This is a genomic window from Methylobacterium sp. FW102-HT35C08 (assembly GCF_058790235.1).
Genome location: NZ_JBYTCL010000002.1, coordinates 5,599,370 through 5,614,337, shown reverse-complemented (window position 1 = coordinate 5,614,337; position 14,968 = coordinate 5,599,370). Strand labels below are relative to the sequence as shown.

The 14,968-nt window shown below is 70.9% G+C and carries 14 protein-coding genes; 4 read left to right on the top strand and 10 right to left on the bottom strand.

What is annotated here, in order from left to right; translation table 11 throughout:
* Positions 1–67: 67 nt before the first annotated feature.
* From AC3WSN_RS26900 to AC3WSN_RS26865, 8 genes are all read right to left on the bottom strand, one after another.
* Positions 68–1,462, bottom strand: coding sequence for a dihydrolipoyl dehydrogenase (locus AC3WSN_RS26900; protein ID WP_492543268.1), 1,395 nt, complete (start codon positions 1,460–1,462; stop codon positions 68–70).
* Positions 1,463–1,596: 134 nt separating this feature from the next.
* Positions 1,597–2,613, bottom strand: coding sequence for a tRNA pseudouridine(55) synthase TruB (truB, locus tag AC3WSN_RS26895; protein ID WP_492542144.1), 1,017 nt, complete (start codon positions 2,611–2,613; stop codon positions 1,597–1,599).
* A gap of 65 nt (positions 2,614–2,678) precedes the next feature.
* Positions 2,679–3,104 carry a 30S ribosome-binding factor RbfA gene (gene rbfA, locus AC3WSN_RS26890; RefSeq protein WP_192706262.1) on the bottom strand — a complete coding sequence of 142 codons (426 nt, stop codon included), beginning with the start codon at positions 3,102–3,104 and terminating at the stop codon, positions 2,679–2,681.
* Between the two features lie 106 nt (positions 3,105–3,210).
* Positions 3,211–6,156 carry a translation initiation factor IF-2 gene (gene infB / locus AC3WSN_RS26885; RefSeq protein WP_492542142.1) on the bottom strand — a complete coding sequence of 982 codons (2,946 nt, stop codon included), beginning with the start codon at positions 6,154–6,156 and terminating at the stop codon, positions 3,211–3,213.
* A gap of 76 nt (positions 6,157–6,232) precedes the next feature.
* Positions 6,233–6,955, bottom strand: coding sequence for an RNA-binding protein (locus AC3WSN_RS26880; protein WP_492542141.1), 723 nt, complete (start codon positions 6,953–6,955; stop codon positions 6,233–6,235).
* 23 nt (positions 6,956–6,978) lie between these two features.
* Entirely contained in the window at positions 6,979–8,613 is a 1,635-nt protein-coding gene (gene nusA / locus AC3WSN_RS26875) for a transcription termination factor NusA (RefSeq protein ID WP_192706259.1), read from the bottom strand.
* Positions 8,614–8,677: 64 nt separating this feature from the next.
* Entirely contained in the window at positions 8,678–9,442 is a 765-nt protein-coding gene (rimP, locus tag AC3WSN_RS26870; protein ID WP_492542138.1) for a ribosome maturation factor RimP, read from the bottom strand.
* A gap of 299 nt (positions 9,443–9,741) precedes the next feature.
* Entirely contained in the window at positions 9,742–10,752 is a 1,011-nt protein-coding gene (locus tag AC3WSN_RS26865) for an aldo/keto reductase (protein WP_492542136.1), read from the bottom strand.
* 181 nt (positions 10,753–10,933) lie between these two features.
* On the opposite strand from AC3WSN_RS26865, the gene msrQ reads away from it, so the two are divergent.
* The 3 genes from msrQ to AC3WSN_RS26850 all read left to right on the top strand — a co-directional run bounded on the left by msrQ (position 10,934) and on the right by AC3WSN_RS26850 (position 12,803).
* On the top strand, positions 10,934–11,863 hold the full coding sequence (gene msrQ / locus AC3WSN_RS26860; protein ID WP_492543266.1) for a protein-methionine-sulfoxide reductase heme-binding subunit MsrQ: 930 nt from the start codon (positions 10,934–10,936) through the stop codon (positions 11,861–11,863).
* Positions 11,864–11,931: 68 nt separating this feature from the next.
* Positions 11,932–12,321 carry a hypothetical protein gene (locus AC3WSN_RS26855; RefSeq protein ID WP_492542134.1) on the top strand — a complete coding sequence of 130 codons (390 nt, stop codon included), beginning with the start codon at positions 11,932–11,934 and terminating at the stop codon, positions 12,319–12,321.
* Positions 12,322–12,431: 110 nt separating this feature from the next.
* On the top strand, positions 12,432–12,803 hold the full coding sequence (locus AC3WSN_RS26850) for a hypothetical protein (RefSeq protein WP_192706254.1): 372 nt from the start codon (positions 12,432–12,434) through the stop codon (positions 12,801–12,803).
* A 164-nt stretch (positions 12,804–12,967) separates the two neighbouring features.
* Here AC3WSN_RS26850 and AC3WSN_RS26845 read toward each other — a convergent pair whose 3' ends face one another.
* Together AC3WSN_RS26845 and AC3WSN_RS26840 are read right to left on the bottom strand one after the other, a co-directional pair.
* Entirely contained in the window at positions 12,968–13,144 is a 177-nt protein-coding gene (locus AC3WSN_RS26845; RefSeq protein WP_192706253.1) for a hypothetical protein, read from the bottom strand.
* 149 nt (positions 13,145–13,293) lie between these two features.
* Positions 13,294–13,701 (bottom strand): DUF4174 domain-containing protein, encoded by a 408-nt coding sequence (locus tag AC3WSN_RS26840; protein WP_492542132.1) that lies wholly within the window; start codon positions 13,699–13,701, stop codon positions 13,294–13,296.
* 121 nt (positions 13,702–13,822) lie between these two features.
* Here AC3WSN_RS26840 and curA point away from each other — a divergent pair, with 121 nt between their 5' ends.
* Complete coding sequence (gene curA / locus AC3WSN_RS26835; protein ID WP_492542130.1) at positions 13,823–14,842, top strand: NADPH-dependent curcumin/dihydrocurcumin reductase; 1,020 nt, start codon at positions 13,823–13,825, stop codon at positions 14,840–14,842.
* Positions 14,843–14,968: the final 126 nt, after the last annotated feature.

Sequence of the window (14,968 nt, the reverse complement as noted above, 5' to 3'; positions counted from 1 at the left end):
AACCAGCTCATTCAATCGGATATGACGGCACGATGGACCAAGCGCAACGATTGTGGTCGCGACAAGATCAAGACCCGTAAATCTTTCGTTGAACGTCGGACATTGCGCTCATAAGTCCTTCCTCAACTGTAGGATGATATGCCGGTCTCTGGCACAGGCTCCTCACCGTGCGGCCCTCGGCAAGAACATAGATCAACAGATGCGCAAGGTGCTCCGCAGCGGGGCCCAGCATCTCGCCGCCGAGCAGCCGGCCGCTCCGATCGGCCCAGAGGCGGATGCCGCCGCGGTTCAGGCCCTCGACGCGGGCCCGCCCCTGATCGGAGAAGTCCATTCCTCCGACGACGCGGTCCTGGTCCTCGGGATCGTGAGGCGCTCCGACCACAGCAACCTGGGGGTGTGTGAACACCATGGCGAAGCCTGGAAGGGGCGCAGGGGACTCGACGGCACGGCCGGCGGCCAGGGCGGCGGCATTGGCTCCGGCGATCGTGCCCTGTCGGCTCGCCTCGTGCAGCACCGGCCGCCAGGCATCGGCATCGCCAGCGATCAGGATAAGCGCCCCTGAGCAGACGAGGCTCTGGCGGTCGAAATCCGGCACGCCGCTCGTGCCGACGCGCAGGCCGGCAGCCTCGAGATCGAGATCGGCGAGATTGGGTGACCGGCCCGCCGCGGCGAGGATGCGGGTCGCCCGCGTGACCTGCGGCTGCCCGGCACAATCGGTCCAGGCGACGCGAACGCCGTCGCCGTCCGGTGCGGCGTCTTGCACCCGGGCGCCGAGGTGCAGGTCGAACTCTGCACCGAAGATCTCGATCGCCTGCCGGTTGAGCGCAGGCTCGGACAGGCCGGCGACGGCATTGCCGGCATCGATGACCGTGACCGCGACGCCGAGCCGCGCCATCGCCTGGGCGATCTCGATCCCGACAGCGCCGGCGCCGAGGATGGCCAGCGAATCGGGCAGGTCGGGGATCTCGAACAGGGTGTCGGTGGTCAGGAGGCGCTCGCCCAATCCGTGGAGCGGCGCCGGCACGACCGGGCTCGATCCCGTGGCGATGACAGCCGCGCGAAACCGGATCTGCGCCTGATCCTGCACCACGAGGGTACGCGCATCGACGAATCGGGCACTGCCCGCAATCTGGGTGTCGTCCGGCAGCGCGTCGAGCCCCTCGAGGACACTGGCGACGAAGCGATCGCGCTCGGCGCGGAGACGTCTCAGCACGGCCGGGCCGTCGACGGTGACGCCAGCGACCCGGATTCCGAACAGATCGGTCCTGCGGGCCGCGTGCGCGGCGGCACCGGCGGCGATCAGCAGCTTGGAGGGCATGCAGCCGACCCGGGCGCAGGTGGTGCCGCCCGGTCCGCGCTCGATCAGCACCGCGCGGGCACCGGCGGCCGTGGCGGCGCGATGCGCGGCGATGCCGGCCGTTCCGGCCCCGATCACCGCCACATCGACATCGAGTTCGCGCATCATCACCCCGGACGTTCCGCCGGGGCCAAAGTCTCACGGCTCAGGTTCGTTCCACCTGCGCGCTCGCGCCTCAGTCCGATCCGAACCGGCCGGGGCCCTGCACGCGCCGTCGCCGACTGCGCAGGGCTATGGACTCAGACGCTGCGGCCGGGAGCCGTGCCGCCGAGGTGGAAAACCCGGTGCGGCACCAGCTCGCCGCGCTCCACGTCCCCCACGGCGACCAGGATTCCGGCGCAGGTCGCGAACGCCTTGCCTTCAACGGGAGCGTCGCGGCCCCGGAGGATCACCGGCTGACCCCGCATGAGGCGCAGGCCCAGATCGCGAGAGACGGCGACCTCCGGGATGGCATCGAGAGCCGTCTCGACCGGACGCAGATAGGCGAGTGCGGCTTCGGGGGTGCCCTCCGACAGCACCGAGACCGGGCACGCCTCGGCCTCCGAGAACGGGCCGACGCGGGTCCGGCGCAGGGCCGAGACGTGGCCGTAGCAGCCGAGCATGCGGCCGAGATCGCGGGCCAGGGCGCGCACGTAGGTGCCCTTGCCGCATTCCGCCTCGATCACCGTCCGCTCGCCGTCATGCTCGACGACCGCGAGCCGGTCGATCTGCACCGGGCGTGCGACCAGCTCCACGACCTCGCCCTCGCGGGCGAGATCGTAGGCGCGCTCGCCCTGGATCTTGATGGCCGAGTAGCGCGGCGGCACCTGCTCGATCGCACCCACGAAAGCCGGCAGCGCCGCCTCGACCGCCGCGCGGTCGGGCCGGGCGTCGCTGGTCGCCACGGGCCGCCCCTCGGCATCATCGGTGTCGGTTTCGATGCCCCACTGCACGGTGAAGCGGTAGGCCTTGCGGCCATCCATCACGAAGGGGACGGTCTTGGTCGCCTCACCGAGCGCGATCGGTAGAATCCCGGAGGCCAGCGGGTCGAGGGTGCCGGCATGGCCGGCCTTCTTGGCGTTGAAGGCGCGCTTCACCACCGCGACCGCGTGGGTCGAGGTCATGCCGACATGCTTGTCGAGGATCACCCAGCCCGACACGTCCCGACGCTTCGGCCGGTCCGGACGAGGTCCGCGCTGCGGGCGCCGTCCCTCCGGGCCCCGGCGCTCTGCGCCCGGAGCAGGAGCGGCGCGCTCGGCCGGCGGCTGATCTTCCATGGAAACCGTCATGTCCGCGTGTCCCCGGGGTCGATGCCCCGTCCCTTTCTGTTCGGTGACAGGGTTCAATGCCCCGTCCCGGTCTCCGGTTCGTCGTCGCGCCCGGAATCGAGGTCGCGCTGCACACGCTCGTCCCGCAGCAGCTTATCGATGCGGGCCGCCTCATCGAAGGTCTCGTCGCGGCGGAAGCGCAGCTCCGGCGCGAACTTCAGGTTCACGCGTCGGGCCACCTCCTGGCGCAGCACTTTCCGGTGCCGCTCCAGGGCCGCGATCACCGGCGCCTCGTCGAGGCCGCCGAGCGGCATGACGTAGGCCGTGGCGAGCTTCAGGTCGGGCGACATCCGCACCTCCGGCACGGTCACGACATGCGTGCCGAGCACCGGATCCTGGATGTCGCCGCGCTGGAGCACCTCGGCGAGCGCGTGGCGGATGAGTTCGGCCACGCGCTGCTGGCGCTGCGAGGGGCCGGTGGAAGTCGGTTTCTGGGCCATTCTGTCTCGGGCCGGCGCCGCTGGGGTGGCCGGATCACGTTCTGAAAAAAAGAAAAGACGGCCGCGGCGGGTGCCGCGGCCGCCCTGTCCGGACGGGTCCGGACGATCAGAGCGTGCGGCGGATCTCCTCGACCCGGTAGCACTCGATCACATCGCCCGCGCGCATGTTCTCGAAGTTCTCGAAGGCCATGCCGCACTCCTGGCCGGAGGTGACTTCCTTCGCGTCGTCCTTGAAGCGCTTGAGCGTCTTCAGCTTGCCCTCGTGGATCACGACGCTGTCGCGGATCAGGCGGACATGGGCGCCGCGCTCCACGATACCGTCGGTGACGCGGCAACCCGCGACCTTGCCGACCTTCGAGACCTCGAAGACCTCCTGGATGGTCGCCTCGCCGAGACGATCTTCCCGCAGGGTCGGCGGCAGCATCCCCGACAGCGTGGCTTTGATGTCGTCCACGAGGTCGTAGATGATGTTGTAGTACCGGATCTCGATGCCGGCCCGCTCGGCGGCCTCGCGGGCCTCCTTGTGGGCGCGCACGTTGAAGCCGATAACCACGGCCTTCGACGCCTGGGCCAGGGTGATGTCGGACTCGGTGATGCCGCCGACGCCGGACAGGAGGATGCGGGCCGCAACCTCGTCGTTGCCGAGCTTCTCCAGCGCGCCCGAGATCGCCTCGACCGAGCCCTGCACGTCGCCCTTGATGACGACCGGCAGCTCCTTGCGGCCGGCGCCTTCCTTGAGGTCGCGCATCATGTCGACCAGCGAGCGGTTGGCACCGCCGGTCCGGGCATTCTGGCGCTCGCGCTTCTGGCGGGCGCGGTACTCGGTGACCTCGCGGGCACGGGCCTCGTTCGGCACCACGATCACGCGGTCGCCGGCGTCCGGCGTGCCGTTGAAGCCCAGCACCTCGACCGGCACGGACGGTCCGGCGTACTGCACGTTCTCGCCGAGGTCGTCGATCAGGGCGCGCACGCGGCCCCACTCGGCGCCCGCCACGACGATGTCGCCGGTGAACAGGGTGCCGCGCTGAACCAGGACCGTCGCCACGGGACCACGCCCGCGGTCGAGCTGAGCCTCGATGACCGTGCCCTCGCCGTCGCGCTTCTCGTTGGCGCGCAGGTTCATGATCTCGGCCTGGATCTGGATGCCGTCCAGCAGCTCGGACAGGCCGGCGCCGGTCTTGGCCGAGACCTCGAACTCAAGGGTCTCACCGCCCATCGACTCGACCTGGATGTCGTGCTGGAGCAGTTCCGTGCGGACCCGCTCCGGCTTCGCATCCGGCTTGTCGATCTTGTTGACCGCGATGATCATCGGGACGCCCGCCGCCTTGGCGTGCTGGATGGCCTCGATGGTCTGGGGCATGACGCCGTCATCGGCAGCCACCACGATCACCACGATGTCGGTGACCTTGGCGCCGCGGGCGCGCATCGACGTGAACGCCGCGTGGCCCGGGGTGTCGATGAAGGTGATCATGTCGCCGGACGGGGCCGCGACCTGATACGCGCCGATATGCTGGGTGATGCCGCCGGCCTCGCCCTCGACCACGTTGGCCTTGCGGATCGCGTCGAGCAGCGAGGTCTTGCCGTGATCGACGTGGCCCATGATGGTGACCACCGGCGGGCGGGGATCGAGATCCTCCTCGAGATCCGGCTCGTCGGACGACAGGCCTTCCTCGACGTCGGACTCGGCGACGCGCCGCACCGTGTGGCCGAGCTCCTCGGCGATGAGCTGGGCGGTATCCGAGTCGATCACATCGGTGATCTTATGGATCTGGCCCTGCTTCATCAGCATGCGGATCACGTCCACGGCCCGCTCCGACATGCGGTTGGCGAGTTCCTGGATGGTGATCGTCTCGGGGATCGTCACCTCGCGGGACAGCTTCTCTTTCTGCTCGACATGGCCACGGCCGCTCATCCGCTGCTGGCGGCGGCGGAACGACGCCACGGAGCGCGTGCGCTCGTCCTCACCCGACGTGGCGGTCGCGATGGTCAGGCGGCCGCGGTTGCGGTCGCCACCTGGCGACTTCGGCGTCTTGGGCGGGGTGATGATCTTGAGCGGCATGCCGGGACGGCGGATCACCCGCTTGGTCTCGGACTCGTCATCGTTGGTCTGGGCGCCGCGACCGGCCGGACGCGCCGCGGCACCCGCACCGGCAGGGCGCGCCGCGGTCGTCGGCGTCGCGCTCTTCTCGGGCTCAGGCGCCGGGGCCGGACGGGCCATGAAGTTGAGGTCGCGCGGCTTGCGCGAATCGGCCGTGATGGTCTTGCGCGGTTCGCCCGTGGACGGACGGGGCGTCAGCGGCGGGCGCGGGGCAGCGGGCGAAGCCGCGGCGGGCGCGGGCCGCGCGCCGGCCGGGCGAGCGGCATCGGGCTGACGAGCCGGCGCGGCCGGACGAGCCTGAGCTGCAGCAGCCGGGCGAGCCGGCGCAGCGGCGGGCTGCGCTGGAGCCTGAGCCGGACGAGACGGCGCAGCGGCCGGCGCCTCGGCGGCAGGCGCGGCGGCCGGTGTCGGGGCAGCGGGTGCGGGCGGGGGCGCAGCAGCGGCCGCCTTGGCGGCTTCCGCCGCCTCGGCAGCGGCAGCAGCGGCCGCAGCCTTGCGCTCTTCCTCCTCGCGGCGGCGAGCCTCGGCGGCTTCACGCTCGCGGCGGGCCTGCTCCTCGGCCTCGCGGCGGCGCTCCGCAGCTTCAGCTTCCGCCTTCTGACGCGCTTCGGCTTCGCGACGCTGCGCGTCGGCGAGGGCGGCCGCGCGAGCGGCGCTCTCCTGCTCGCTCAGGGTGCGCAGGACGACGCCCGAGGCGGCGCGCTGCGCAGGCCGCGGGGGCGGCGTCGTCGGCGCGGGGGCTGCCGGACGCGGAGCGGGAGTAGGCTCACGGGCAGGGGCGGCCGGTGCCGCACCGATGACGCGGCGCTTCACCGTCTCGACCACGACCTGCTTGGAGCGGCCATGGGAGAAGCTCTGACGCACGGTGCCCGCCTCGATCGGCCGCTTGAGAGAGAGCGGCTTCGGGGAAGTCCGGTTCAGAGTCTTGTCGCCCGGGTTGTTCGTATCGCTCATTCAGCCTGAACCCTGAGGGTTTCCATCGTCCCGTGAACCGACACCCGGTGGCGCCGGTCAAAATAGTCCTGCGTCGTCAACGTGAGGCTTCGTCGATCCCGCCGATTCGGGCTGGATCGGGCTCCCCGGTCGCCGCGGCGGCGCCCTCAAAGGAGCGTAGCCGACGCCAACGCGACAGGCAGCCGGCGGCTCCGGCTCCTGCGACGAGCGCAGCGTGTATCACATGATCCCGACCTAAGGCCATGTCCAATTCGTCTTCGGACAGGTCATCGATGATCGGGATCCTTGACATGGCCCCGCCGTGACGCCTGTGCAAGGCCGACGCGATCTTCCGCCGGCCGTCCGGGCTCGCCTCAGCGGCATGAATCACCGCAATGGCGCCCGGTTGTCCGCCGATCGCCGCCTCGACCTTCGAGAAGCCCGCCACAATGCAGCCCGCCTTGTTGGCGAGCGCGATGGCCTGCCGCAGGTCGTCCCGGAGCGCGGCGGCGATCCGGTCCGGCAGGTCGGGGGCGGCCGGGGTCGGCCCCTTGAAGGCCCGCGAGAACAGGTTCTTGCGGACGGCCTCGGCGACGACCGCGCGCCGGGCGCTGACCCAGGCACCGCGGCCCGGCAGCTTGGCGCGCAGGTCGGGCACGACGCTGCCATCGGGCCCACGCACGAATCGGATCATCGCGTCCGGCGCCTGGGCGACGCGCGTGACGATGCAGGTCCGCTCAGGCGCGCGGCGGCCGGGGCCGGCATCGAGCCCCCCGGCAACCAGCCCGTCCTCGGGCAAGGTCGTGTCGACCGCGACCATCGCGCCTCCGCGCCGCCTCTCGCTCAGGCCTCGGCCTGCGCCGGCGCGGCCTCATCGCCCTCATGGCCCTCGGCGGCATCCGCGCCGTCCTCGCCTTCCGGCTCCGGAAGGGCCTCGATCCAGCCGGCCTTCAGACGGGCGGCCATGATCAGGGCCTCGGCCTCGGCGCGGGACAGGTCGAACCCGTCGAGATAGCCGGCATGGCGCACGGCCTCGGGGCCGCGGCCTTCGGTGTAGCCGACGAGGTCGTCGGTGGCGCAGCCCGCCAGATCCTCGACGCTCTTCACGTCGTTCTCGCCGAGCGCGACCATCATGGGCGTGGTGATGCCCTCGATCTCGCGCAGCTCGTCGGCGACGCCGAGCTCGGTGCGGCGAGCGTCGTGGGCCTGCTCGATCCGGGCGAGGTGGTCCTGGGCGCGGGCCTGGATCTCGGTACCGGTCTCCTCGTCGAGCCCCTGGATGCCGGACAACTCCTGGATGTCGACGTAGGCGATCTCCTCGACGTTGCGGAAGCCTTCCGCCGCGAGCAGCTGTCCGACGGTCTCGTCGACGTCGAGCGCCTCCATGAACACCTGGGTCCGCTCGGCGAACTCCTTCTGGCGGCGCTCCGATTCCTCGGCCTCGGTGAGGATGTCGATGTCCCAGCCGGTGAGCTGCGAGGCGAGGCGCACGTTCTGGCCGCGGCGGCCGATGGCCAGCGACAGCTGGTCGTCCGGCACCACCACCTCGATGCGGTCGGCCTCCTCGTCGAGCACCACCTTCACCACCTCGGCGGGCTGGAGGGCGTTGACGATGAAGGTCGCCTCGTCCTCGGACCACGGGATGATGTCGATCTTCTCGCCCTGCAATTCGCCGACCACGGCCTGCACGCGCGAGCCGCGCATGCCGACGCAGGCGCCGACCGGGTCGATGCTGCCGTCGCGCGAGATCACCGCGATCTTGGCGCGGGAGCCGGGATCGCGGGCCACCGCCTTCACCTCGACGATGCCATCGTAGATCTCGGGCACTTCCTGGCCGAACAGCTTGGCCATGAATTGCGGGTGCGAGCGCGACAGGAAGATCTGCGGGCCGCGCACTTCCGAGCGCACGTCGAACAGGTAGGAGCGGATCCGATCGCCCGGCCGGAAGGTCTCGCGCGGGATCATCTCGTCCCGGCGCACGATGCCCTCGCCACGGCCGAGATCGACGATCACGTTGCCGTACTCGACGCGCTTGACGACGCCGTTGAGGATCTCGCCGATGCGGTCCTTGTACTCGTCGAACTGGCGGGCGCGCTCGGCGTCGCGGACCTTCTGGACGATGACCTGCTTGGCCGACTGCGCGGCCACGCGGCCGAAATCGAAGGGCGGCAGGGTGTCGGAGATCACGTCGCCGACCAGCGCGCCCGGGTTGTAGCGGCGGGCCTGATCGAGGGTGATCTCGCGGGCGTCGTTCTCCACCTGATCGACGACCAGGAGGTGACGCGAGAGGCGCAACGCCCCGGTCTTGGAATCGATCTCGGCGTGAACGTCGGTCTCGGCGCCGTAGCGGGAGCGGGCCGCCTTGGCGATCGCCTCCTCCATCGCGTCGATCACGATGGAGCGGTCGATCACCTTCTCGCGGGCGACCGCGTCGGCGATCTGGAGGAGTTCGAGCCTGTTGGCGCTGACGACGGCCATCGGTGTCGGTCCTTCTCTTCCGTCAAATCTTCGGGCCGGCCGCTGGGCGGCCGACGCTGGGGTCTCAGTGCAGGGAGTCGCGGTCCTTGAGCCGGGATGCCTTGGTCACGATCGGCTTCTTGGGACCGGTCCGGACCGGATGCTTGGGCTTCGCCGCGGGGCTGGCCTTCTTCGGCCCCTGCGGGCGGAAGGGGCTTCGGGTCGGCGGCGCCGCGCGATCCTCGGCAGCTTCCTCGTCCGCGCCCCCGTCCGCCTCATCCTCGGCAGGCGGGCCGCCGCGCCGAAGCGACTCGCGGACCAACTCGTCGGTGAGGACGAGATGGGCCTCGGCAAGGTTCTTGAGCGGCAGGTCGATGCGGCTCGGCAGCCCTTCCTTGACGTCGGGCAGATCGATCGGGACCGTCAGCCCAGCCGAATCCGGCGCGCCGAGAATGCCGCGGAAGCGTTTGCGCCCGTCGAGCGGCGGGCTCAGCTCGACTTTGGCCTCGTAGCCGACCCAGCGGGCGAAATCCGAGACCCGCACCAGCGGCCGGTCGATCCCGGGCGAGGAGACTTCCAGGTTGTAGGCGCCCCCGACCGGATCATCGACGTCGAGGATCGGCGAGATCGCGCGGCTCACCGCCTCGCAATCGTCGATGGTGAAGGTGCCGTCCGGCCGCTCCGCCATGATCTGCACGGTGCAGCCGTTGATGTTGGACACCTTTACCCGGACCAGCCGGAAGCCGAGGCCCTCGAGCGGCCCCTCGATCGCCTGCGCGACGCGCGCGGCGACGCCGGCCTCTCGGACGAGGCGCTTCTCGGACAGATCCGCTTCGATCTCGGACGACATGAGTTTGAGCGCGCAACCTTCGCGGCGTTCTGCCTGGCCCGTCCGCAGCGTGCGGCCTTCAGCGGCGAGAGGCTGTGCGGCGAAAAAAAAGAGCGGACCCGGTGGGGCCCACTCCCGAACCGCAGCCTCGCGACTGCCATCAGAACTGTTGAGAGCTAGATAGCGACCCTTCGTCGGAAGTGCAAGGTGGATCCGCTGCACCGCGCGGCCCGGTTCTTCCAAATCTCGCCCTCATCCTGAGGTGCCGGAGCGCAGCGGAGGCCTCAGGATGACGGGGATGGTTGGAGATCGGATGCCTTTCAACCGCTCCTCGGCACCCGCCCCTCCAGCGGGTAGGCCGGATCGTTGTAGCCGGGCGTCGTCGGGTGGCCGGCGGCCACAAACCCGTCGACCAGCGCCTCGTCCTCGGGGGTGAAGGCGTAGTCGAGGGCGCCGAGATATTCCTGCCACTGCGCCTCGGTTCGCGGCCCCGCAATGACGCCGGTGACGAGGCGGTTGTTCAGCACCCAGGCGGTGGCGAACTGGCCGGCCGTGATGCCCCGCGCCTCGGCATGCTCCTTAAGCGTCCGGGCGATGCGCAGGGATTCCGGCCGCCACTCGGTCTGCATCATCCGGGTGTCCTGGCGGCCGGCGCGGGACTCGGCCGGCGGCGGCGCGTCGGGATCGTACTTGCCGGTGAGCACGCCGCGGGCGAGCGGCGAGTACGGCACGACGCCGAGCCCGAAATGGGCGCAGGCCGGCAGGTGCTCGGTCTCGGGCATGCGGTTGAAGGCGTTGTAATAGGGCTGGCTCACCACCGGCCGGTCGATCCCGTTCTCGTCGCACAGGCGGCAGATCTCGGCGACCCGCCAGGAGCGGTGGTTCGAGACGCCGAAATGCCGGATCTTGCCGGCGCGGACGAGGTCGGCCATCGCCCGCACCGTCTCGGCCAGCGGCGTGTCGTGGTCCTCCTTGTGGAGGTAGTAGATGTCGATGAAGTCGGTCCCGAGCCGGCGCAGGCTGTCCTCGGCGGCCTTCATCACGTGGACCCGCGAGAGGCCGCGGTCGTTGACACCCTGCCCGGTCGGGTTGGCGACCTTGGTGGCCAGGACCCAGGCGTCGCGCTCGGTCTTGATCGCCCGGCCTGTGATCTCCTCCGAGCGGCCCTCCGTGTAGACGTTGGCCGTGTCGATGAAGTTGACCCCCGCCTCGCGGGCACTGCCGACGATCCGGCCGGCCGTCGCCTCGTCTGTGGGACCGCCGAACATCATCGTGCCGAGGCAGATCGGCGAGACCTTGAGGCCGGAGCGGCCGAGTTTGCGGTACTGCATGGGATCCATCCGGTGTCCGTCCCCACGCTAATTCGCCGCGGGGACGCTGAGGTCAACCACCACGTGTAACCTGACTGTGACCGCGGCGAACCGACCCGTGCCGGCACGATACGGCCGGGCGATCGTTCTCGCCCGGAGCAAACCGCCGCCCGCCTCCCTCACGAGCGCCCTGTTCGAGACCATGATCGACCGCCTGGCCGTCCCCCTCCCCTGGCTCGACCGGGCCGGCCGCATCTCCTGGCTGAAGCTCGCGGTGTTCCTCGCCTGCATCGCGCCCGCCCTGTATCTCGCCGCCGCCTACCGGCTCGATGCGCTCGGCGCGAAGCCGATCACGGCGCTGATCCACGCCACCGGCGAGTGGGCGGTGCGCTTCCTGCTGTTCTCCCTGGCGATCTCGCCGCTGCGTCGCATCGCCGACTGGCCGAAGGTCCTGGTCGTCCGGCGGATGCTCGGCATCACCGTGATGGCCTACGCGGTGGCTCACCTCACCCTCTACGCGGTCGACCAGAACCTGATCCTGACCAAGGTCGTCTCGGAGATCGCGCTCCGGCTCTACCTGACGATCGGCTTCGTGGCGCTGATCGGCCTGATCGCCCTGGGCCTGACCTCCACGGACGCGGCGATCCGCAACCTCGGCCCCAACTGGAACCGGCTGCACCGGCTCGTCTACACGATCGCCGTGCTGGCCCTGGTCCACTACTTCCTACAGTCGAAGATCGACGTCACCGATCCGGTCTTCTCCGCCGGGCTGTTCCTGCTGCTGATGGGCTGGCGGGTGATGCGGCGCTTCCGATGGCCGGAGCGGGTCTGGTCGCTCCTCCTGCTCGCGGTCCTCGCCGCGCTCGCGACCGCAGGGCTGGAGGCGGCGTGGTACGGTCTCGCCAGCGGCGTCCCGGCGAACCTCGTCCTCGCGGCCAACCTCGACTTCTCCGGCCCGATCCGGCCGGCCTGGTGGGTGCTGGCGGTCGGGCTGGTGCTGCCCATCGTGGCGCTGGTGCGTGGTCCGAGCCCGCGCGCGGCCGGGCAGGCCCCACGCAGCCGGCCGGCCTCTCCGCCCCGCCGGGAACTCGCACGCGAGGCCGCGGGAGAGCCCTTGTCGCCGCGGGCCTGATGCCGCAGAACCCGCTCCCGGTCCCCCGCCGCCGGCGGCGCCGGGCCCAGCGGAGCTTCCAAGACGCCATGCGCGGCACGCTTCTTCTGATCGCGAGCTTGCTCGCGCCGACCGCCGCCCTCGCGGCGCCGCCCGCGAAGCCGGCCGCCAAGGCGGCGCCCGCTGCGACGGCCCAGACGGCCCCCGCGCCGGCCGCCGCATCCTGCACGCCGCCCGAGCCGCCGCCGGCCGCCGCCCGGCCGACCAAACCGGCGCTGCCGGCCAAGCCCGCCTGCCTCGACACCAAGGAAGGCTGCCCGGGCTGGGAGGCCTACAGCTACAACGACGCGATCAAGGCCTATAATCTGCAAGCGCAGGCCTTCCGGCCGATCGCCGAGGCCTACCTGCAGAAGCTCAACGCCTACGTGAAGGCGAGTTCGGAATACGCCCAGTGCGAGGTCAACGCGCTGCAGAACTAGCCGGCTGAACGGCAGCCGTCATCGCCGCACGGGGGCGGTTCAGGCAATCCGGTGCAATCTCCGGGGACGATGGCCGCGATCCCCGCGCGCCCGATCAAGCCGAGGCCCCCGTGCCCGCTCGTCGTCTTCTCGTCCGCACCGGCTTCTGCGCCCTGCTCCTCGCCGCCGGCCCGGCCCTGGCCGCCGATTTCGACGGCCCCTATCCGCCGCGCGACGATGGCGGCCTCGCTCAGGAGGACGAGCCCGAGCGCCGGCCGCCTCCGCCACCACCCCGGCCGGAACCGGAATTCCGAGGGCCCCGCTTCACCGCGGCGCCCCCCGAAGCCTGCCGGGAATTCGTACGCCGGCGGTTCGATCCGGATGGCGCGCCGGTGCTGCGCCGGGTGCGGGTTTGCGACGAACCGGTGGTCGACCGTGGGCCGCCGCCCCCTCTGCCCCCGGAGGACATCCCGCCTCGTCACTGGGGCGGCCCCCGTTGGTAGGTCCCGCCTGATCCAGGCCGCGGTCGACGCTCCGGCATCGCCGTCCGTGCGAGCAAAGCGAAACTATTCGGGAGAATGGCGGTCGCGTGCCCCGATTCTCATCGCGCTCCGTCCGTGATGACGGAGCGCGATACATCAACCGCCAGCCTCGATGTGAAGCCGGCTCAGATGCGGACCGGCGCCTTCTTGAGCGCGGCCGCGAAGGCCTTGAGCTGGCGGTTCAAATCCGCCAGTTCGTTCAGCGCGATGGTCTTGTGGCCGTCGCGGACCGCGCGCTCGATATCCTCGACCTGCAGGTCGACGAGGCGGCGGATGGCGGTGGCGACTTGTTGTCGGGTCATCGATTCGAGCGTCTCGTCCGAGCGTCCTGGCGGGCCTCAACGGACGGCCGTTTCGCGGCCGTCGACACGTTTCGGTGATAGGCAGGTAGGCTTAACCGTTGGTGTCCGCGGCCCCGCCGTGCACAGGGGACCAGGCCCTGGCCGAGGCCCTAACGGCGCTCGCGCATCTCGGTCCGGCGCATCGGCATCGCGTCGATCGTGGCGAACAGCCGCTGCGGCGCGATCGGCGCCGCTTCGGTGATCTTGGTGCCCCCGTCCTTGCCGATCAGGACCGCACGGAAGCTGTCCGCGGGGAGGCCGAGGCGCTCACGCAGGGTCCTCGCCTCCGCCCCGGAACCGACCGCTTCCAGCACCACGAGGTCGCGCTCGGCGACGCCGGTGCGGACCGAGGCCAGCGCGACCCGCTGCGCCCGGAGCTGCGCGTCCCCGGAATCGGGCGCCGACAGGACCAGCACCCGCGCCCGGCCGCGATAACCGTCGAGGGGACCGGCCAGGGCAGCCCCCGCCGCCATGGCGGCCATCGCCGCCAGCCCGAGGCCGAGTGCCGTCTCCCGCATGCCGCCGCTCCGCGCTTCCGAGCCGGGACAACGCGCGATCCTCGCATGAGATCACGCCTATGCGTTTGCCGCCGAGGCCGGGCGCCCCAGATCGGAGGCAGCCAGTCTCCGGGAGTCCGCCATGACCACCGCCATGAACCGCCGCATCGTCCTGGCCTCGCGCCCGCACGGCGAGCCGCGGCCCGAGAATTTCCGCCTGGAGGAGGTGCCGGTGCCGCAGCCCGGACCCGGCCAGGTCCTTCTGCGCACCCGCTGGCTGTCCCTGGACCCCTACATGCGCGGCCGGATGAGCGACGCGAAATCCTACGCGGCCCCCGTCGAGATCGGCGCGCCGATCACCGCCGAGACCGTGGGCGAGGTCGTCGCCTCGAACCATCCGGACCATGCCGTCGGCGACCTGCTGACCGCCTTCGCGGGCTGGCAGGAGTACTGCGTCACGGACGGCAAGGGCTCGCGCAAGGTCGATCCCGCCGTCGCCCCGCCCTCGACGGCGCTCGGCGTCCTCGGGATGCCGGGCATGACCGCCTACACGGGCCTGCTCAACATCGGACAGCCGAAGGCCGGCGAGACGGTCGTGGTGGCCGCCGCCGCCGGTCCGGTGGGATCGCTCGTCGGACAGATCGCCAAGCTGAAGGGGGCTCGCGCGGTCGGGATCGCGGGCGGTCCGGACAAATGCCGCTACCTCACCGAGGAACTCGGCTTCGACGCCGCCGTCGACCACCGCGGCGCCGACCTGCCCGGGGCGCTCGCGGCCGCCTGCCCCAAGGGCATCGATGTCTATTTCGAGAATGTCGGCGGCGCCGTCTTCGCCGCCGTGATGCCGCTGCTCAACCCCTTCGCGCGGATCCCGGTCTGCGGCCTCGTCTCGGCCTACAATGCGACCGAGGTCCCGCCCGGTCCCGACCGCCTGCCCGGCCTGATGCGCTCGGTCCTGACCAACCGGCTGCACATCCAGGGCTTTATCGTCTGGGACTTCGCCGCGCAGGCGGAGACGTTCCGCCAGGAGGTCGTCGCCTGGATCCAGGCGGGCCGGGTCCGCTACCGCGAGGACGTGGTCGAGGGGCTGGAGAACGCCCCGGAAGCTTTCATCGGCCTGTTGAAAGGCCGGAATTTCGGCAAGCTGGTCGTGCGGGTTTCATAACCCCGGCTTGCTGCCGAATTGGAACGGATGTAGAACAAACAAATCCGGCGGCGCTGCGGAAAGCGGGCACAAGCCCGTCCCGCAGGTTGCCGCTCCGGAGGCCCGGGCGCATGGTTCGCGCGCCGC